Below are 19,196 nucleotides of genomic sequence, written 5' to 3'. Positions count from 1 at the left end.
GGAGTTATCCTGCATCATAGAAAACTAAATTTTTATTGTTTTTTATACATCTTCAAAAAATAAATCAATCCCCTTTAAAAATAGCTAATTCCAATTTCGCACCCTTCAAAACTTAATGTCTTTTTTAAGCTTTGTTGTTATAAAGGGGATTGATTTAAAATAATCCTACTTACCTTTGATACAATTGAGTAAAATATTTCGCTTATTTTAACCCAATTGGCTCTTACAAAATGTCAATCTATTTTGCTGAAAAGGCAAGCTGGTTTAACAAACAAATACTTGACTTTAATTATGAAAACCTTATTAAATTGTAAAATTTTCGTTGGGCTAATTTCATTTATTTTTTTTGATTTGTTAAAAAATTCACAACAAAATCACCATTTTAACAGGCGAAAACGTTTTCGATTTTTTATTTCGTAAAAGTTTTATTGTCAATAAAAGATTATTTTTGGATACTTTTGATATTTCAGCGTCTGCTAACAACACAATAATTTCTTAATGAGAGAAGTAACCTTAAAACAAATTGCCGAGAATCTGGGTATTTCTATAACCACGGTTTCAAAAGCTTTAAAAAACTATTCAGACGTCAGTAAAAGCACAAAGGAGCGCGTAAAGGAAGAAGCCAAAAGGCTAAATTACAAGCCCAATGTTTTTGCTGTTAATTTGAGGACTAAGGAATCTAAAACGGTAGGGCTTATTATTCCTGAAGTGGTCCATCACTTTTTTTCTAGCGTTGTAAACGGCATCATCGAGCAAGCAGAAAAAAAAGGATATCTTGTTATAATTCTTCAATCCAACGAATCTTACAAGCTTGAAAAAAAACAAATAGATCTTTTAATCCGTAAAAGGGTAGATGGCGTCATGATGTCATTAGCAAATAAGAGTATTGACATTGCTCACTTAAAAGAACTACAGAGTCATGATATTCCTTTGGTTATGTTCGATAAGATTTCAAAAATGGTTAATTGCTCGAAAATTATTATTAATGATCGCAAGGCTGCGTATGAGGCCACAAAACATTTAATCGATTCTGGTTGTAAAAAGATAGCTCATTTTAGAGGCGCCCTACAGCCTCAAAATTCAATTGACCGATTTTTAGGATACAAAAAAGCACTAGAAGACCATGGGCTTCCATACGATTCGTCATTGGTATATCTTTGTGAGAATGTGGATTATGAAGATGGAAGAAGAGCCGCACTTCAATTATTAAAAGATAAAAAAGATGTGGATGGAATTTTTGCCATCACAGATATGGCCGCTACAGGTGCTATAGCCGTATTTAATGAAAAAGGAATTAAAGTTCCAGACGATATTTCAATTATGGGCTTTAGCAATTGGTTTTTATCCCAAGCGATTACCCCTTCTTTAAGCACAGTGGACCAACCTGGTTTTGAAATGGGTAAAAAAAGTTTTAAACTTCTCTACAAAGAAATGAAAGCCAAAAAGAAAGGTGTTCCATTCGAGCCTAAAACGGTGGTTTTGGATACTTACGTTATTAAGAGAAATTCCACAAAGTAAATCAACACTTCCATAAGTTCATCTAAATTAGTTGCTGAAATAAATTATATTTAACAAAATTTATTTCTCAAGATGACTAAATACTTCCTCATCATTTTTTCGGTAATTCTCTTTTCTTGTAAAGATGCAAACAAAGCAAACGAAGCTATTCCTGTTGAAACAATTTCAGAAAATAGCTATTCAGAACCCTTTAGACCTCAATTTCATTTTACGCCTCAAGAAAAATGGATGAACGATCCTAATGGCTTGGTTTATAACGACGGAGTGTATCATCTTTTTTACCAATATTATCCAGAGGATATCGTATGGGGTCCTATGCATTGGGGACATGCAACTAGTAAAGACATGATTCATTGGGACCATAAACCTATTGCTTTATATCCGGACGAATTGGGACTCATATTCTCGGGAAGTGCCGTTGTGGATTCAAATAATTCTTCAGGTTTTGGAACCAAAGAAAACCCTCCTTTAGTGGCCATTTTTACATACCATTTAATGGAAGGGGAAAAGGCAGGGCGTAAAGATTTTCAAACGCAGGGAATCGCTTATAGCCTTGATAACGGGGATACTTGGACAAAATATGAAGGAAACCCTGTTATTGTTAATGACGGGATTAAAGATTTTAGAGACCCTAAAGTGTTTTGGGATGAAAGCACTTCTCAATGGGTGATGATTTTAGTAGCAGGAGACCATGCAAAATTTTACAAATCTCCAAATCTAAAAGATTGGGAATTGATGAGTGAATTTGGAAAAGACAAGGGAGCACATGGAGGCGTTTGGGAATGCCCAGACTTATTTAAACTAAAAGTGGGTGAAACGGAGGAAGAAAAATGGGTCTTGCTTATTAGTATTAACCCTGGTGCTCCTAACGGTGGCTCTGGCACCCAATATTTTGTGGGGGAGTTTGATGGCACCAACTTTACTACAAATCATGAAGATATAAAATGGCTTGATTACGGCATGGATAACTATGCAGGGGTTACCTATAATAATGTTCCCAACAAGGATCGCCTTTTTATTGGATGGATGAGTAACTGGAATTATGCACGCGATACACCTACTGAGGTTTGGCGAAGTGCTATGACCCTTCCGAGAAAGTTGACTTTGGATAAGGATGAATCTGGATACTTTTTAAAAAACTATCCCATTGCTAACTTCAATAAACTCAAAAAACTTGAGAAGGAAATTAATGCAATTACTTTGGATGCGCCATTTGAATGGGAGGCTGAAAATTTAAATCATAAAGAAATTTCCTTCACCATGAATTTTAAAGATGAAATTACAGTTTCAGTGAGGAACAGTCTTTCTGAAAAAGTTTCCTTAGCCTTTAATCCAAAAGAAAATAAAATTTTATTCGACAGGACCGGTTCTGGTATAGTTGATTTTGAAGACTCCTTCGGAAAAGAAATTCAGTCACAACCCTATATGCCAATCGATAAAGGAGTTGAGGTAAAAATTATAATCGATCAATCTTCGGTGGAAGTATTCATCGATAAAGGGAAATATGTTTTTACCAATCAAATTTTTCCAAAGAAAGTCTATACTAAGCTAGACATTTCTGGTGCAGAAGGCGCTGTTATTTCGAATTTAGTAATCAACAATATAAAATCCATTTGGAATGAAAATTAAAATATTTTTTTGGTCCATTACAGTGGCCTTGGCAGGATTCCTTTTTGGGTTTGACACTATTGTGATAAGCGGAGCTGAACAAACGCTTCAGGAACTTTGGAAAGATTATACGCTATTTGGAAGCAACGACAATTTTCACGGATATATAGTAGTGGGCTCTGCCTTATTCGGAACCATTTTTGGGGCACTCTTTGGAGGGTTCCCAACCAATAAATTGGGTCGTAAAAACACCTTAATTTGGATTGGTATTTTTTACACAGTTTCTGCATTAGGTTCGGGACTTTCCAATGATCCTTGGCTGTTTGCGTTCTTCCGTTTTTTAGGAGGATTAGGAGTGGGGGCATCAACTATAGCCGCACCTGCCTATATTGCAGAAATTGCTTCGCCTAAAAACCGTGGCAAACTGGTAGCTTCCTATCAATTTAATATTGTATTTGGTATCCTAGTCGCCTTCGTTTCCAATTACTTAATTAGTACCTATGTAGTTTCTGAAAATGCTTGGCGATGGATGATAGGCATAGAAGCTGTCCCTGCCATTATCTATACACTCATGGTAATGGGAGTCCCCAAAAGTCCTCGCTGGTTACTTATAAAGGATAGGAAGGAGGAGGCATTAAAAGTGATTGCTTTAATTAACCCAGATATTGACCCAGATGTGGCCATTGCAAAAATCATGGAAGCAGAAAGCGGTCATAGTAAAGAGACGGTTTTTCAAAAAAAATACAAACGCATCATTTTATTGGCTTTTGCCATTGCTTTTTTTAATCAATTTTCGGGAATAAATGCTTTTTTATACTATTCCAAGCGAATTTTTGAAGAGGCGGGTCTAGCCAACCAAGCGGCATTGCTTGGTAGCATTGGTATAGGAGTTGCCAATTTAATCTTTACCCTATTAGGGATGTATTTAATAGATAGACTTGGACGAAGAAAACTTATGATCATTGGCTCCATTGGTTACATTGCTTCCTTAACTTTTGTGGCCTTGGCATTTTTTAACGGATGGACAGGAATGATTGTTCCCATTTCCTTATTTGTATTTATAGGAGCCCATGCCATAGGACAAGGAGCAGTAATTTGGGTATATATTTCTGAAATTTTTCCAAACCACGTGCGTTCTTATGGACAATCTATAGGCACATCGACACACTGGATATTGGCTTTTATAATTCCTTCTTCAGTGCCACTTTTAATTGCAAAAATTGGAGCTGGAAGTATGTTCCTTTTCTTTGCTATCATGATGGTTTTTCAATTTATATGGGTATTATTTGTCATGCCAGAAACCAAAGGAGTCTCCTTAGAAGATTTAGAAAAACAATTGGTGCCTAATGAAGAGTAATCAAGACATCGTATGCTTTGGAGAAATACTTTGGGATGTTTTTCCAACAAAAAAAGTGATTGGAGGCGCTCCTCTAAATGTAGCTTTACGATTACATAGTCAAGGACATTCAGTAGGTATAATAAGTAGATTAGGTGATGATGACAATGGTAAAAACGCTTTAGAATATCTTAAAAGGGAAAGTTTCCCTATCGAAGGAATTCAGATAGATGATAGCTTACAAACTGGAGAAGTTTTAGTTTCGTTAAACGATCAAGGCTCTGCAACTTATTCTATTACCCAGCCTGTCGCTTGGGATGCCATTGAATATAACAGTGTGACAGAGGAGCTAGTAAAAAATGCTAAAGTTTTTTTATTTGGAAGCTTGGCTTGTAGAAATAAAGTGAGTAGAGATTCGCTTTATAAGTTGATAGATACTTCCAATTTTTCGGTCTTTGATGTTAATTTGAGACCTCCTTTTTATTCTAAAGAACTACTAATTTATCTCTTAGAAAAATCGAATTTTGTAAAGGTGAATGATGAAGAACTAGAAGAAATAGCTAACATGCTTCAATGCCCATTGGTTGGTCTTGAAGAAAAGGCTTTTTGGTTGATACGTAAAATGAATTTAAAGGGAATTTGTGTCACCAAAGGAGAAAAGGGTGCTTTTCTATTTTTGGAGAATGAATTTTGCGAACACAAAGGTGTAAAAGTAAATGTTGAAGACACAGTAGGGGCCGGCGATTCTTTTTTGGCAACTTTAGTTGGCGAAATTTTTATAAATAAAACCCATCCTTCAGTGGCATTAGAAAGGGCTTGTGCTGTTGGTGCACTAGTGGCTTCAAAGGCTGGAGCCAATTGTAAACTCTCTGAAACTGAGGTGCAAAATTTAATAAGAACATCGAAAAGCTAAAAAGTTGGATAATTTTATATTTTTGTTTTGGGAAAGCTAAAATAAATTTATATTTGCACCCGCTTTAAGCAGGTACCTTAGCTCAGTTGGTAGAGCAACGGACTGAAAATCCGTGTGTCCCTGGTTCGATTCCTGGAGGTACCACAAAAACCCAAGCAATTTTGCTTGGGTTTTTGCTTTTTAGCAATTTAATACCCTCTTAACAAAGTATCGTGGGAACAAATTGTATTTTTAGCAACAACAAAGCCAATACATGAATGTAATAGTAGATGTTGGGAATAGTTTTTTAAAACTAGCTGTTTTTGATAAAGAAAAGCTAGTTGAAAAAAAAGCAGTATCTGTGGAGGATTTTCCGTCGCAATTAAAATCGCTGCAAAAAGCATTTCCAAATTTGAACCATGCAATAGTTTCTTCCGTTGGAAATTTTGCAGAAGAACATCTTTCATTATTAAAAAATCAGATGGAAGTGCATACACTTTCTCATGCTTCAAAACTTCCCTTTATCAATAAATATGAAACTCCTACAACGTTGGGGGTAGATAGAATTGCTTTGGTAAGTGCGGCGGCGTTTCAATTTCCAAAAAAAAATGTATTAATAATTGACGCAGGTAGTTGTATTACCTATGATTTTTTAAACGCTAAGAATGAATATCTAGGCGGTGCCATTTCTCCTGGGATATCCATGAGATATAAGGCTATGAATACCTTTACAGCCAATCTACCTTTAATAGAGAAAAAGAACCCTGAAAAATTAATTGGAAACTCAACGCAATCTTCTATGAATGTGGGCGTTGTAATTGGCGTTGTGAATGAAATAGAGGGATTTATTTCGGCATATAAGACAGAATTTTCAGATTTAACAACAATTTTAACAGGAGGTGACACTCATTTTTTGCTAGATAGCATAAAAAATGACATCTTTGCCAACTCAAATTTTCTATTAGAAGGATTAAATCACATTTTAGAAATTAACAAAGACTCATTTTGAAGCACTTTTTAATAGGTATTGCTCTTTTAATTACCACCCTTTCTGTAGCACAGCAAGGTACCACGTCTCCATATTCTTTTTTTGGAATAGGAAACCTAAAATTTAAGGGGACAGTAGAAAATAGGAGTATGGGTGGCATAGGGGTTTACTCAGATAGTATCCACATTAATATTCAAAATCCAGCTGGGATTGCGGGACTACGTTTGGTAAATTATTCTATTTCAGGAAGCCACCGAGTGAATACGATAGCTACTTCAGAAGAAAGCCAAAAAGCAACCACAACTACTTTAGATTATCTCGCCATTGGTATCCCCATGGGAAAATTTGGAGCAAGCTTTGGATTAATACCCTATACTTCTACAGGATATAAATTGGAAAACACAAATGGTCCTACCACAACCCAATATTCTGGAGAGGGAGGGCTTAATAAAGCATTTTTCGCTTTAGGATATGAAATAACACCAGAATTAAGTATTGGACTAGAAGCAAACTATGACTTTGGAAACATTGAAAACACTACACTTTCTACACAAGAAGATATACAATTAGGGACCAAAGAAATAAACCGATCAGATTTAAAAGGATTTAGCTTTAATCTTGGTGCCCTTTATAAGAAGAAGGTTTCTGAGAAACTAGAATTTATGTCTTCCCTTACCTATACTCCCGAAACAGATTTTAAATCGGAAAATGGAAGAACCCTTTCTACCTTTTTAGTCCTGGGGAATGGTAATACGGCAGATATTGATTTACGGGAAATTACAGTTGAGGATACAGATTTTACCTTTCCATCCCAAATTACGTTGGGTGCTGGAATTGGAGCGCCTAAAAACTGGTTTATAGGAGGAGAGTTTTCAACTCAAAAAACTAGTAACCTTACCAATAGGACTTTTGAATTGGAAAACGTTATATTTGAAGATGCCTCTAAATTTAGAATAGGAGGTTTTTATATTCCAGAATACAATTCTTTTTCAAGTTATTGGAAAAGAGTTGTTTATAGAGGTGGATTCCGTTTTGAGCAAACTGGGCTTAATATTAATAGTGAGTCTATTAATGAGTTTGGCATATCTTTTGGATTGGGATTACCAATGGGAAGAACGTTCTCCAATATTAACCTTGGATTAGAACTAGGGAAAAGAGGAACAAAGAACAATGGGCTGGTTGAAGAATCTTTTTTTAATATCTTTATTAGCCTTTCCTTAAATGATAAATGGTTTGAAAAAAGACTTTATGATTAATACGATAAACACTAACAAGATGAAAACGAAAGTTACTTTAATTTTTGCAGTAATAGCTTTCTCCTTTTTTGGAAAAGTACAAGCACAGGATCCTTGTGTAACTACTGCCTCATTATTTATTGAGCCTGCGAAAGCAAAAAATTATGAAGCGGCTCTACCACATTATGAAAAAGTAATCAATGATTGTCCTCAATACAGCTTGGCTACCTATCAATATGCTGTAAAGATGTTCGAATATTTTATCGAGAAAGGAGATAAGAGTAAAATTACCGATCTTGAAAAAGCATACGATTTACGTTTAAAGTATTATGCTAGTAAAAGTAAAGAAGGAGATATCTTGTCCGATATTGCACAAATACGCTATGATAATGGTATTGGTACAAAGATGGAGCAATTTAAGGCTTTTGACAAGGCTTTTAAGAGAGATGAAGAAAACTTTACAAGTCCAAAAAGAATTTATACTTATTTTTCTTTAGCAAAAGATTTATTTGATGAGGGACAAAAAGATATTCAGGAGGTTTTTGATCTTTATGATATTATCCAAGGAAAGATTGAAAAAGAAGAAGGAAATTATGCAGAAAAGCTTACTCAATTATTAGATAAGCAAGAAAATGGAGCAACACTTACTAAAAAAGAACAGGATAAGCTTGAAGCTTACGAAAAAAATGTAGGCTACTACGGTCAAATTAAAGGAAGTGTGGATGCTAAATTAGGTTCTATTGCGGATTGTGATAATCTTATTCCTTTATATGAGAGAAATTTTGAAGCTCGCAAAAATGATGTAGCTTGGTTACGAAGTGCCGCTGGAAAGCTAAATGCAAAAGATTGTGAAACTTCATTGTTCTTTCAAATGGTTCAACAGTTACACAGATTAGATCCTTCAGCGAAATCTGCTTTCTATTTAGGGAGACTCGCAGAAAAGGATGGAAAAGGAAGCGAAGCAAGAAAATACTACGATCAAGCAGTTCAGTTGGAAACGAATCCTAATGATAAAGCAAAATACCTTTACACTATAGCTGAAGATTATCGTAAAAAAGGAAGCTTTAGTAGTGCAAGAAGCTATTATTTAAAGGCTGTTGAGCAAAAACCATCTTTTGGAGTATGTTATTTAAAAATAGCTCAAATGTATGCTCAAAGTTCTAATGATTGTGGAAATACACCCTTCGAAAAAAGAGCAATCAATTGGAAAGCTGCAGAAATGGCAAATAAAGCAGCTAGAGTAGACGGTTCTATTGCTTCTACTGCTAGAGATGCAGCCAGCAGTTATATGCAAAGAGCACCTAGTAAAAGTGATATTTTCAGCGCTGGTAAAGCAGGACAAACAATTTCATTTAGTTGTTGGGTTGGTGGAAGCGTGAGAGTTCCTAATCTATAACATGAATAAAAGCCTTTATAGTTTTAAAAGCGTGGTAGTTATTTTTATAACGATCACGCTTTTTGCATGTGAAGGAAATTATCAAAATGTTCAAAAGCTAAATTTAAAGGATGGTATGCCTTCATCAGAAGGAGTAGATGTAAATCTTTTTTACACAGACTCTGGTAAGGTTGTAACCAATTTGATGGCGCCGAAACTTCTAGATTATTCAAATTTGGAATTTTCATACCAAGAGTTTCCTGAGGGCATTGAAGTTCATTTTTTTGATGAAGACAAAAAAAGTACTGTTATTTCAGATTATGCCATACGCTTTAATGAAACAGGAATTGTAGACCTTAGAGAAAATGTGGTGTTAACCACGGCCGATGGTAATGTATTGAATGCACAACAATTGTACTGGGATCAAAACAACAAATGGGTATTTACAGACCAGCCCTATAGAATCACTTTTAGCGATGGTTCATTTAATGATGGAGCTCGATTTGATGCAAATGAAGATTTTACCGTATTTTTGTCACGAAAGAACGATGGTGTTCAACTAATAGATCAAAAACAAAACGACACTCCTAATGGGCAATAAAATTTACCGCTTTTTCGAATTTGCATACATTGCCATGGCATTATTTTCTGCCTATTTGGTTATTACCAATTGGGATACAAATAGAGAACGTGCTTATATCTTTGTTTTCTTTGGCGTAGTTGCTATTTTTATGTTTTTCTTTAAACGTAAGTTTAGAAAAAACATAGAAAAACGAAATCAAGACCAATAAATGGACTATTCCATACTTATTATTGTACTTTCTTTACTCTTTTCGGCTTTCTTTTCAGGAATGGAAATTGCCTATGTTTCGGCCAATAAAATCCATATTGAAATTGAAAAAAAGCAAAACAACTTTCTTGCTACGATCTTAAAAAAGATTACGAAACGCCCTTCAAAATTTATTGCCACCATGCTGGTGGGGAATAATATTGCTTTGGTAGTGTATGGTTTTTTTATGGGAGATGTTTTAATGCGTGCCATTCCCATAGATGGTATTGCTGGTTTGTTGTTGCAAACAGTAATCTCTACAATTATTATTTTACTAACAGCAGAGTTTCTTCCAAAGGTATTTTTTCAGATATATGCTAACCAATTGGTAAAAATATTTGCACTTCCTGGCTATCTGTTTTATGTATTATTTTCGGTAATTTCCGAATTCATTATTTGGATATCAGATTTGGTCTTAAAAGTGTTTTTTAAAACCGAAGGCGATGCTGTACAATTAAGTTTCAGTAAAGTAGAATTGGGTAATTATATTACTGAACAAATGGAAAGTTTTGAACAGCGAGATGAATTGGATACCGAAATTCAAATCTTTCAGAATGCTTTAGAGTTTTCCGAAGTAAAAGCAAGAGAGGTGATGATTCCACGTACCGAAATTATTGCGGTGGACGTCGAAACAACACCCAAAGAATTGGGTAAAATATTTACAGAAACGGGGCTTTCAAAAATCTTGGTGTATAAAGATAATATCGATGATATTATGGGGTATGTCCATAGTTTTGAACTGTTTAAAAACCCTTCAACCATAAAAAAAGTATTGATGCCTGTGGTTTTTGTTCCTGAAACTATTTGGGCAAAAGATGTACTTAATATCTTAACTAGAAAGCGAAAAAGTATTGCTGTAGTTATAGATGAGTATGGTGGGACGGCAGGTTTAATAACCGTCGAAGATATTATTGAAGAACTCTTTGGGGAGATTGAAGACGAACACGACTCTGTAGAATTAATGGAGGAAGAACTAGGACCAGACCATTATAAATTTTCTGCACGCCTAGAAGTAGATTATCTAAATGAAGAATATAAATTTGATCTTCCCGAAGGCGAAAATTATGAAACTTTAGGAGGGCTTATCGTTAACTTTACCGAAGAAATTCCAGAACAGAATGAAACGGTAGATATTGATGGATATTCTTTTAAAATTTTAGAAGTATCAAGCACTAAGATTGAGCTAGTTGAGTTAAAAAAGCTATCGCAAAACTGATTTTAAAAAAATCCCTATTTTTTTTACCCTAGATTTTTTATAAATCGTTTGAAAATGGTATTTTCGCCCCCTATTAATTTTCAAGAAAAATGGCAATATTAAATAGTATTCGAAAAAGAGGATTTTTCCTTATTCTTATTATAGCATTAGCATTATTTGCATTCATTTTAAGTGATATCATAAACAAGGGGGGAAGCAGTGCTTCTACTCAAAATGTGGTAGCTTCTGTAAATGGAACCGAAATCTCCAGAGAAGACTTTATGGGGAAAGTAGAGGAGCGCCAGAGATCCTTGGGTCCAAATGCAAATCCATATCAGGCAATGAATACTGTTTGGGAAACCGAGCTAAGAAGAATTTTATACAATCAACAAGCCGAAGAATTAGGTTTGGGTGTAAGTGAAGAGCAATTAAACGAGACCCTTGCATTAAGTTTATCTGGTAATCCTACTTTTCAAGATGAAAATGGAATTTATAGCGAGGCAAGAGTTATAGAGTACGTAGCTAGTATTCAAAATGATGCCACGGCAAGAGGCCAGTGGGATGCCTACATCATTGGAGTACGAGAAAACATTTTGCAATCTAATTATGCTAATTTAGTGACCAGCGGACTTGCGGTTACCATTGCTGAAGGGGAGCAACAATATCATTTCGAAAATGATAAAATCAATATCGAATATGTTCAAGTACCCTATACTAAAATTGCCGACGAGGATGTTCCTGTAACCGATGCCGAAATTGAAGCTTATGTGCGTAAGAATCCATCGAAATATGAAGTTGAGCCTATGGTGGACATTCAGTACATTTCTTTTAGCGAAGAACCTTCTATGGAAGATATCGAAGCTGCTAAAGGAGAAATGGCTAAATTAAAAGAAGATTTTGCAGCTGCAGAAGACCCCATTCAATTTGTTAACAATGAATCTGAAAGTGCTTTTGTAGATAGATGGTTCTTCAAAAAGGATTTACCTCCTTCTTTAAAAGACACCCTGTTAAATATTCCTATAGGAACCGTATATGGTCCTTTTAGTGTAGATAAAACACTCAACTTATCTAAAGTAATTAAAACCATTCAATTACCAGATTCAGTTGAGGCAAGACATATTTTAATTCCTGTAGGCTTAAGTAGAACCGATAGTATTACACGTACACCAGAACAAGCAAAGGCACTTGCCGATAGCCTTTTAGTGGAGCTAAAAAAGAACAAGTCTAAATTTGGAGATTTTGTAAAGAAATATTCTTCAGACCAAGGAAGTATTGAAAAAGGAGGACATTACGATTGGTTTGCTTACAATACTATGGTGGGGCCGTTCCGTGATTTCTGTTTTGAAAAGAATGTAGGGGATATGGGCGTTGTTGAAACACAGTTTGGATATCACTTAATTGAAGTTGAGGGTCAAAAAAACAAAAAAGATGCTTATAAGGTAGCCACTGTGGTTAAAGAGATTGAACCTTCTGAAGCTACCTTAACACAAGTATTTAGTGAATCGGCTAAATTTGAAGAAGCGGTTCGTAATGCAGATTTTACCAAAACTGCCGAGGAAAAAGGATTAACTCCAAAACCAGTAAATAAAATAGGGAAGTTAGATTCTAACATTCCTGGAATTGGTAATAACCGTACTATCGTTAATTGGGCCTTTGAAGAAGGAAGTAGCGTTGGAGACGTGAAGCGTTTTAACATTAATGATGCTTATGTAGTAGTGCAATTAACCCGTAAAAGCGACAAAAAAGCCTTAATGAGTGTTGCCGAAGCTTCTGTTACCGTGACTCCTATTTTAAGAAAGCAGAAAAAAGCACAAAAAATTCGTGAAAGTATTACAGGTAGTACGCTTCAAGAAATGGCTACAAGCCAAAACGTGGCTGTTAAAACCGCAAGTGCATTAACACGTTCAACACCAACCATTGCAGACGCAGGAACAGAACCTTACGTGGTTGGAATGGCTTTTGGAAAAGCAGCTGGAGAAACCACTCCAATTATTGATGGTGAAACAGGAGTTTTTGTAGTACGTGTCCTTTCTAAAAGTGAGGCACCCGCTCTAGATAACTATGCCTCTTATGTAAACCAATTAAAGGCTTCTATAAATGCTTCAACAGTAAACACTAAAGTATTTAGTGCACTTAGAAAAGCAGCGGAAATCGAAGATAAACGCGCCGATTTTTACTAAATGATATTTTAAAAGAATAAAAAAACCCGCTTAATGAGCGGGTTTTTTATTGTATCATATCTCGGTATAATACAATAGTAGTAAATCCTTTTTTTCTAAAATAGCTTCGGTCCCTTTGATTTCCTGCAGCCAATACAAAATCACCCCCCCAAGCGCCTAGGCTTTTGATGGCTTTTGGATAATCTGAGAATAGTTGTTCTTTTACAGTAGGTAGCCCAATAGATAGAGAAATTAATTCTTCATGTTGGTTTAGTAAGGCTTCAAACTCTTTTAAGGTCTTACAGGAAATTAATTTTTCTGTAATAAAACTTATTTCAGAAATGACAGTAGCAGACACCTTTTCTTTTTTGTAGTGCGCAATACCCTCTTTACTATCTTGTTTTTGGTTGAGATGTACAAAGAATAGACTTTCGGTAAAGTCCCAATTCAATTTAACTGGTTCAACTTTGGGGTTGCCATTTTTCAACTGATATATAATGGGTATGCTATTTTGTGCGGCTGCAATATCGTAACCACTGCCTCCAAAACTATTTTGAAGTAGTTTAAAAGCGTCCACTTCTGCCCATTGCGCAATATTATTGATCAGTGTCGATGAGGTGCCCAAACCCCAATTTCTAGGAAAATCTAGTATTGTAGTAACCTTGTAATTTTCTTCAGCTAAAAAAGAAGGATTTAGTTTCTGTGCTTCTTTTAAAATTTGAATTAGCTGAAACAACACCTTGTCTTCTTTTTCAGAAATGGATGTATCTAAACTAAAAGTGGCTTCAAACCAAACAGTTCCCTTTTCATCTAGACTTTTCCAGTGAATTCCATTTTTTTCTGACGTATCAACCTTTAAGGATTGCCCTTTCTTTGTAGGAATAGCAAGTGCTTTGGCGCCGTCCAAAACCACATATTCTCCTGTGAGCAATAATTTTCCGTTGCTGTAAAAGGTTTTCAAATTAATTTCTAAGGGTTGAAATATAATTCACTACATCGCTGTGTGAAATTGTGTGCTTTTTAAAATGGGTAACTGCTTGTTTTTTTTCGGTTTCTGTCGCTTCCAATTGGTTAAGGATATTCATTAAGTGCATTTTCATGTGCCCTTTTTGGATTCCCGTAGTCACTAGCGAACGCACCGCTGCAAAGTTTTGAGCCAATCCTGCTACCGCCACTAGTTGCATCAATTCTTTTGCCGATGGCTTTTGTAATATCTCTAAAGCAACCTTTACCAGTGGGTGTAGGGTTGTAAGTCCACCCACAGTTCCCAATGCCAGTGGAATCTCTATCCAAAATGTAAACGTGTCACTTTCTACTTTGGCGTGGGTTAAGCTTGTGTAATGGCCATCTCGTGATGCATAGGCGTGTACACCGGCTTCCACAGCTCTAAAATCATTCCCAGTAGCCAAAATTACGGCGTCAATACCGTTCATAATACCTTTGTTGTGAGTTACCGCTCTATGCGGTTCTACCTTAGCAATCTCGATGGAACGCACAAAATTTTCGGCGAAGGTTGTTCCATCCATCCCGTTGTTTGCTAATTCATTTACTTTACAACTTACTTCGGCTTTTACCAAACAATCAGGAACATAGTTTGAGAGAATGCTCATCACTACTTCGGGAAATTCGTTACTTTTCTTAAAAGCTTCAAAGTGCTGTGCTTGGGCTTCAAAGGTTTTAGCAAATTGCTCTAAACAACTATTAATGAAATTGGCGCCCATGGCATCCAACGTTTCAAAAGTGCAATGGATTTGATAGTAGCCTTTCAGTTTTTGAGTGCTATCTTTAAGTTTAATGTCCACAAGACCTCCGCCTCGTTTCTGCATATTTTTCTGAAGCGTAGCAATGTCTTCAATAAGAGTAGGTTTAATAAATTTAAAATACGATTGGATAGCTTCTTCCTTTCCGTAGAAATTAAAATGGACCTGTCCGTTTTTTTGTGTGGAAAGTACTTCAGCTTTAAATCCGCCACGATCTTTCCAAAACTTGGCGGCGTTACTAGCTGCCGCTACTACAGAGCTTTCTTCTATGACCATGGGGATGGCATAAATGCTTCCATTAATTTTAAAATTAGGAGCAATACCAAAGGGTAAATAATAATTGGTAAGTGTGTTTTCTATAAAATCATCGTGTAGGTTTTGCAACGAGGCATCTACATTCCAGTACTTTTTTAAGGTGTTTTTTAATGTTGAATTTCCATCTAAATATTGGGCGACAAGCCAATCTATTTTTTCTTCTTTTGTTTTTTTGGAAAAGCCAGATACCGTTTTGGACATGAGATTTTTTATAAACTAAGACAAATATAAGGCATTAAACCATTTTGGTGTTAGTAATTGAACTTTCAATATTGCCGTAATTAGGATAAAAACTCTTATATTTCGCTTTATTTTTAGTAAACTTGACATTACAAAACATACTATTTTGAAAAAAATTCTTTCTATCTCCGTGCTTACGTTTCTGTTAACACTTACTTCTTCAAAAGCACAACAAAAAGAGATAACCTTAGAAGATATTTGGGGAGGTGCATTTAGAACCCAATTTATGGATGTGTTGCATTCTATGAATAACGGAAAGCAATATTCAGTTTTAGATTACAATCGTACTACCAATGCTTCTTCTATAGATGTGTACGATTATAAAACGGGTGAAAAAGTAAAAACCATAGTGACTAGCACAAATCTACCTGAGGTAGATTACTTTATTTCGTATGAATTTAGCGAGGATGAATCTAAAGTACTATTGGCAACCAATTTAAAGCAAGTATATCGTCATTCCTCTTTAGGAACCTATTACGTCTATGACTCAAAAACAAAAAAAGCCACGTTACTTTCTGAAAACCAAGTGCAGGAACCTACTTTTAGTCCCGATGGTTCCAAAATTGCCTATGGATACAATAACAATTTGTATGTAAAGGATTTGGCTTCAGGAATCACGATTCAAATTACCAGTGACGGAAAAAAGAACGAAATTATTAATGGGATAACCGATTGGGTGTACGAGGAAGAATTTGCTTTTGTAAGAGCCTTTGATTGGAACAAAAACAGTGATAAAATTGCATTTATCCGTTTCGATGAAACCGACGTTCCAGAATTTTCAATGGATATCTATGGGGAAGAATTATATCCAACCGAAAACACTTTTAAATATCCAAAAGCAGGAGAGAAAAATGCAGAAGTATCGCTTCATATGTACGATGTAGCCACTGGAAAAACTTTCAAAGTGGACGTTTCAAAATACAATAGTTATTATATTCCACGGATTAAGTGGACAGAGGATGCAAATTTTTTAAGTGTGCAATTAACCAATCGCCATCAAAATGTGTTGGATTTAGTTTTTGTAAACGCTACAGATAATTCCACTCAATTAATCCATCAGGAAAAAGATGCCGCCTATGTGGATGTAACCGATGACCTAACGTTTTTAAATGATAACAGTTTTATTTGGACCAGTGAAAAAAGTGGTTGGAATCATATTTACCATTATGATAGAACTGGAAAATTACTCAAACAAGTAACTGACGGTGATTGGGATGTTACAAGTTATTATGGATTCGATTCTAAAACAGGGAGAATATTTTATCAAAGTACCGAAAACGGAAATATTAACAGAGATGTGTATTCCATTACCAAAACAGGAAAAAACAAAGTTCGGTTAACCCAAAATACAGGAAGTAATAGTGCTTCTTTTAGTACAGACTTTACGTATTTTATAAATACGTTTTCCAATACCGAAACACCGCATACCTTTACGTTGCATGATGGTTTAACCGGAAAACCACTTCGTGAGATAAAAAATAATAATGAGCTAAAAGAATCTCTGAAGGACTATAAAATGTCTAAAAAAGAGTTTTCTACTATCCATATTAATGGAGAAGATTTAAATATGTACACCATTAAACCAAAGAATTTTGACCCTAACAAAGAGTACCCTTTGTTTATGTATCAATATTCTGGGCCAGGTTCACAGCAAGTGGCAAACCGATGGAATGGAGCTAATGACTATTGGCACCAAATGCTAGCGCAGGATGATATCATTATAGTATGTATCGACGGACGAGGAACAGGCTTCAAGGGGCGCGATTTCAAAAAAATGACTCAAAAGGAATTAGGAAAATACGAAGTGGAAGATCAAGTGGCTGCTGCAAAAAAACTTGGGGAGTTACCGTATATAGATGAAGACAGAATTGGAATTTGGGGTTGGAGTTATGGAGGATTTATGTCTTCCAACTGTCTGTTTCAAGCACCCGATACCTTTTCCATGGCCATTGCAGTAGCACCTGTGACCAGCTGGCGCTTTTATGACACTATTTATACCGAAAGGTATATGACGACACCACAAGAAAACCCTTCTGGGTACGATACCAATTCCCCAATTACCTATGTAGAAAATTTAAAAGGGGATTTTTTATTGGTACACGGTAGTGCCGATGATAATGTTCATTTTCAGAATACCATGCGACTTACGGAAGCTTTAATTCAGGCCAATAAAGATTTTGATTGGTTGGTATATCCAGATGATAATCACGGGATTTATGGCGGTAACACAAGATTACATTTATATAAAAAAATGACCAACTTCGTAAAAGAGTCTTTGGGGTCTCCCGAAGAACAGCTTATGGAGATTAAAAATTAATAAACAACTAATAACCAATTCATATGTCAGCGACAATTCAAAAACAAAAGGAGTTATTTGGGCACCCAGTGGGGCTCTATGTTTTATTTTTCACAGAAATGTGGGAACGTTTTTCCTATTATGGAATGCGAGCCATTTTGGTACTTTACTTAGTAGCACAAACCACTGATGAAAATGGCGGCTTAGGCTGGACCAACGGAGAGGCTTTAGCCTTGTATGGCTGGTACACTATGTTAGTCTATGTAGCTTCGATACCTGGGGGTTGGATTGCCGATAAGTTTCTAGGGCAGAAAAAATCTGTGTTGTATGGTGGGATTTTGCTGGTTGCAGGGCATAGTATTTTGGCTGTTGAGCAAATGTGGGCCTTTTACACCGGTCTTGGATTAATTATCGCTGGTGTAGGAATGCTAAAACCCAATATCTCAACTATGGTTGGAGGTCTATATAAGCAAGGAGATATTAGAAGGGATAAAGGATTTACAATTTTCTATATAGGAATTAACCTAGGTGCCTTTTTATCTAGTTTAATCGTAGGATATGTAGGAGAAGTACATGGGTGGCATTATGGTTTTGGATTAGCCGGTATTGGGATGGCCTTAGGTTTAATTCAGTATTTAGCAGGACAAAAGCACTTAAAGCATGTGGGAAACTATTCTGGAAATTCTGAAAATGAAGAAGAAAAAGCTGCTATGAAACGGCCACTTACTAAGATTGAGAAAGATAGAGTCATTGTATTATTTATTTCATTCTTATTGGTGATTGTATTTTGGGGAGCTTTTGAACAAGCAGGTGGATTAATGAATATTTATGCTTCCGAAAAAACAGATAGAATGCTTATGGGTTGGGAGGTTCCTGCTTCTTGGTTCCAGTCTCTTAATGCGATGTTTATTATATTCTTAGGGACTACCGTTGCTGCGTATTGGGCACATAGAAAACTGAAAGGAAAAGTATCTACATCCCTATTCAAAATGATTGTAGGACTCATTATAATGGGAACAGGATTTTTCTTTATGACGGCAGCAGCAGGACAATATGAAACTAATGGTGCTTCTGCGATGTATTGGTTAGTATTAGCTTATTTATTCCACACAGTAGGAGAACTTTGTATTTCTCCGGTAGCACTATCTTATATTACAAAATTAGCACCGCTTAAATACGCTTCATTAATGATGGGTGTATATTTTGCAATGACTGGATTTGGAAACAAACTGGCTGGATTGTTAGGAGAAGCTTCTGAAAGTTTGGGAGAATATACCATCTTTACTGGGATAGCAGTGTTTTGTGTTGCCTTTGGATTGTTAGTGATGGTGTTCCGAAAGAAATTAGAGCATTTAACGCATGGTGCCGAGGATAACGAACGAGAAATGTTGGAGACAGAAGGGTACGAAGTTGCAGATAAGGACATAAACTAAAAAAAGATTCTAAAATT

15 protein-coding genes and 1 tRNA gene are annotated in these 19,196 nt (G+C 35.7%); 14 read left to right on the top strand and 2 right to left on the bottom strand.

Annotated features, from left to right (window positions below; all coding sequences use genetic code 11):
• The first annotated feature begins 498 nt into the window (after positions 1 to 498).
• From KXJ69_RS02000 to KXJ69_RS01945, 12 genes are all read left to right on the top strand, one after another.
• The gene (locus tag KXJ69_RS02000; RefSeq protein WP_219050754.1) at positions 499 to 1,518 is read left to right on the top strand and encodes a LacI family DNA-binding transcriptional regulator; all 1,020 of its coding nucleotides are present in this window, start codon (positions 499 to 501) and stop codon (positions 1,516 to 1,518) included.
• Between the two features lie 72 nt (positions 1,519 to 1,590).
• Entirely contained in the window at positions 1,591 to 3,147 is a 1,557-nt protein-coding gene (locus KXJ69_RS01995) for a glycoside hydrolase family 32 protein (protein ID WP_219050752.1), read from the top strand.
• Positions 3,137 to 4,483 (top strand): sugar porter family MFS transporter, encoded by a 1,347-nt coding sequence (locus KXJ69_RS01990; protein ID WP_219050750.1) that lies wholly within the window; start codon positions 3,137 to 3,139, stop codon positions 4,481 to 4,483. The genes KXJ69_RS01995 and KXJ69_RS01990 overlap by 11 nt, the downstream gene beginning before the upstream one ends.
• Positions 4,473 to 5,375: a carbohydrate kinase family protein gene (locus KXJ69_RS01985; protein ID WP_219050747.1), complete on the top strand. Its 903-nt coding sequence runs from the start codon at positions 4,473 to 4,475 to the stop codon at positions 5,373 to 5,375. The genes KXJ69_RS01990 and KXJ69_RS01985 overlap by 11 nt, the downstream gene beginning before the upstream one ends.
• 71 nt (positions 5,376 to 5,446) lie before the next feature.
• A tRNA-Phe gene (locus tag KXJ69_RS01980) sits at positions 5,447 to 5,519 on the top strand.
• 109 nt (positions 5,520 to 5,628) lie between these two features.
• Positions 5,629 to 6,363, top strand: a complete 735-nt coding sequence (locus KXJ69_RS01975; protein ID WP_219050744.1) for a type III pantothenate kinase — start codon at positions 5,629 to 5,631, stop codon at positions 6,361 to 6,363.
• Positions 6,360 to 7,598 carry a BamG family beta-barrel-assembly machinery protein gene (gene bamG, locus KXJ69_RS01970; RefSeq protein WP_255571153.1) on the top strand — a complete coding sequence of 413 codons (1,239 nt, stop codon included), beginning with the start codon at positions 6,360 to 6,362 and terminating at the stop codon, positions 7,596 to 7,598. The genes KXJ69_RS01975 and bamG overlap by 4 nt, the downstream gene beginning before the upstream one ends.
• 19 nt (positions 7,599 to 7,617) lie before the next feature.
• A complete protein-coding gene (locus KXJ69_RS01965) occupies positions 7,618 to 8,973 on the top strand; it encodes a tetratricopeptide repeat protein (protein ID WP_255571152.1) in 1,356 nt (451 codons plus the stop codon).
• Position 8,974: 1 nt separating this feature from the next.
• The gene (gene lptC, locus KXJ69_RS01960; RefSeq protein WP_219050740.1) at positions 8,975 to 9,553 is read left to right on the top strand and encodes an LPS export ABC transporter periplasmic protein LptC; all 579 of its coding nucleotides are present in this window, start codon (positions 8,975 to 8,977) and stop codon (positions 9,551 to 9,553) included.
• Positions 9,543 to 9,743 (top strand): hypothetical protein, encoded by a 201-nt coding sequence (locus tag KXJ69_RS01955; RefSeq protein WP_219050738.1) that lies wholly within the window; start codon positions 9,543 to 9,545, stop codon positions 9,741 to 9,743. Before lptC ends, KXJ69_RS01955 begins: the two co-directional genes overlap by 11 nt.
• Positions 9,744 to 10,997 carry a hemolysin family protein gene (locus tag KXJ69_RS01950; protein WP_219050737.1) on the top strand — a complete coding sequence of 418 codons (1,254 nt, stop codon included), beginning with the start codon at positions 9,744 to 9,746 and terminating at the stop codon, positions 10,995 to 10,997.
• 89 nt (positions 10,998 to 11,086) lie between these two features.
• The gene (locus KXJ69_RS01945; RefSeq protein ID WP_219050735.1) at positions 11,087 to 13,156 is read left to right on the top strand and encodes a peptidylprolyl isomerase; all 2,070 of its coding nucleotides are present in this window, start codon (positions 11,087 to 11,089) and stop codon (positions 13,154 to 13,156) included.
• Between the two features lie 46 nt (positions 13,157 to 13,202).
• Here KXJ69_RS01945 and KXJ69_RS01940 read toward each other — a convergent pair whose 3' ends face one another.
• Together KXJ69_RS01940 and KXJ69_RS01935 are read right to left on the bottom strand one after the other, a co-directional pair.
• Complete coding sequence (locus tag KXJ69_RS01940) at positions 13,203 to 14,096, bottom strand: GYDIA family GHMP kinase (RefSeq protein ID WP_219050733.1); 894 nt, start codon at positions 14,094 to 14,096, stop codon at positions 13,203 to 13,205.
• A gap of 1 nt (position 14,097) precedes the next feature.
• Positions 14,098 to 15,411 (bottom strand): hydroxymethylglutaryl-CoA reductase, degradative, encoded by a 1,314-nt coding sequence (locus KXJ69_RS01935; RefSeq protein WP_219050731.1) that lies wholly within the window; start codon positions 15,409 to 15,411, stop codon positions 14,098 to 14,100.
• A 145-nt stretch (positions 15,412 to 15,556) separates the two neighbouring features.
• Between KXJ69_RS01935 and KXJ69_RS01930 the strand changes: the two genes are divergently transcribed.
• Both KXJ69_RS01930 and KXJ69_RS01925 read left to right on the top strand, forming a co-directional pair.
• Positions 15,557 to 17,767 (top strand): S9 family peptidase, encoded by a 2,211-nt coding sequence (locus KXJ69_RS01930; protein WP_255571151.1) that lies wholly within the window; start codon positions 15,557 to 15,559, stop codon positions 17,765 to 17,767.
• Positions 17,768 to 17,790: 23 nt separating this feature from the next.
• Complete coding sequence (locus KXJ69_RS01925) at positions 17,791 to 19,179, top strand: peptide MFS transporter (protein WP_219050729.1); 1,389 nt, start codon at positions 17,791 to 17,793, stop codon at positions 19,177 to 19,179.
• The last annotated feature ends 17 nt before the right edge of the window (positions 19,180 to 19,196 follow it).

This window comes from Halomarinibacterium sedimenti (assembly GCF_019312585.1).
In the GTDB taxonomy this organism is placed as follows: domain Bacteria; phylum Bacteroidota; class Bacteroidia; order Flavobacteriales; family Flavobacteriaceae; genus Halomarinibacterium; species Halomarinibacterium sedimenti.
The sequence above is the reverse complement of the archived record's forward strand: the minus strand, read 5'-3'. Positions and strand labels throughout refer to the sequence as shown.

Excerpts from the sequence above, each read along its gene's own strand:
- KXJ69_RS02000 (WP_219050754.1), top strand. The coding sequence starts at position 499 with ATGAGAGAAGTAACCTTAAAACAAATTGCCGAGAATCTGGGTATTTCT.
- KXJ69_RS01995 (WP_219050752.1), top strand. The coding sequence starts at position 1,591 with ATGACTAAATACTTCCTCATCATTTTTTCGGTAATTCTCTTTTCTTGT.
- KXJ69_RS01990 (WP_219050750.1), top strand. The coding sequence starts at position 3,137 with ATGAAAATTAAAATATTTTTTTGGTCCATTACAGTGGCCTTGGCAGGA.
- KXJ69_RS01985 (WP_219050747.1), top strand. The coding sequence starts at position 4,473 with ATGAAGAGTAATCAAGACATCGTATGCTTTGGAGAAATACTTTGGGAT.
- KXJ69_RS01975 (WP_219050744.1), top strand. The coding sequence starts at position 5,629 with ATGAATGTAATAGTAGATGTTGGGAATAGTTTTTTAAAACTAGCTGTT.
- KXJ69_RS01965 (WP_255571152.1), top strand. The coding sequence starts at position 7,618 with ATGAAAACGAAAGTTACTTTAATTTTTGCAGTAATAGCTTTCTCCTTT.
- lptC (WP_219050740.1), top strand. The coding sequence starts at position 8,975 with ATGAATAAAAGCCTTTATAGTTTTAAAAGCGTGGTAGTTATTTTTATA.
- KXJ69_RS01955 (WP_219050738.1), top strand. The coding sequence starts at position 9,543 with ATGGGCAATAAAATTTACCGCTTTTTCGAATTTGCATACATTGCCATG.
- KXJ69_RS01950 (WP_219050737.1), top strand. The coding sequence starts at position 9,744 with ATGGACTATTCCATACTTATTATTGTACTTTCTTTACTCTTTTCGGCT.
- KXJ69_RS01945 (WP_219050735.1), top strand. The coding sequence starts at position 11,087 with ATGGCAATATTAAATAGTATTCGAAAAAGAGGATTTTTCCTTATTCTT.
- KXJ69_RS01935 (WP_219050731.1), bottom strand. The coding sequence starts at position 15,411 with ATGTCCAAAACGGTATCTGGCTTTTCCAAAAAAACAAAAGAAGAAAAA.
- KXJ69_RS01925 (WP_219050729.1), top strand. The coding sequence starts at position 17,791 with ATGTCAGCGACAATTCAAAAACAAAAGGAGTTATTTGGGCACCCAGTG.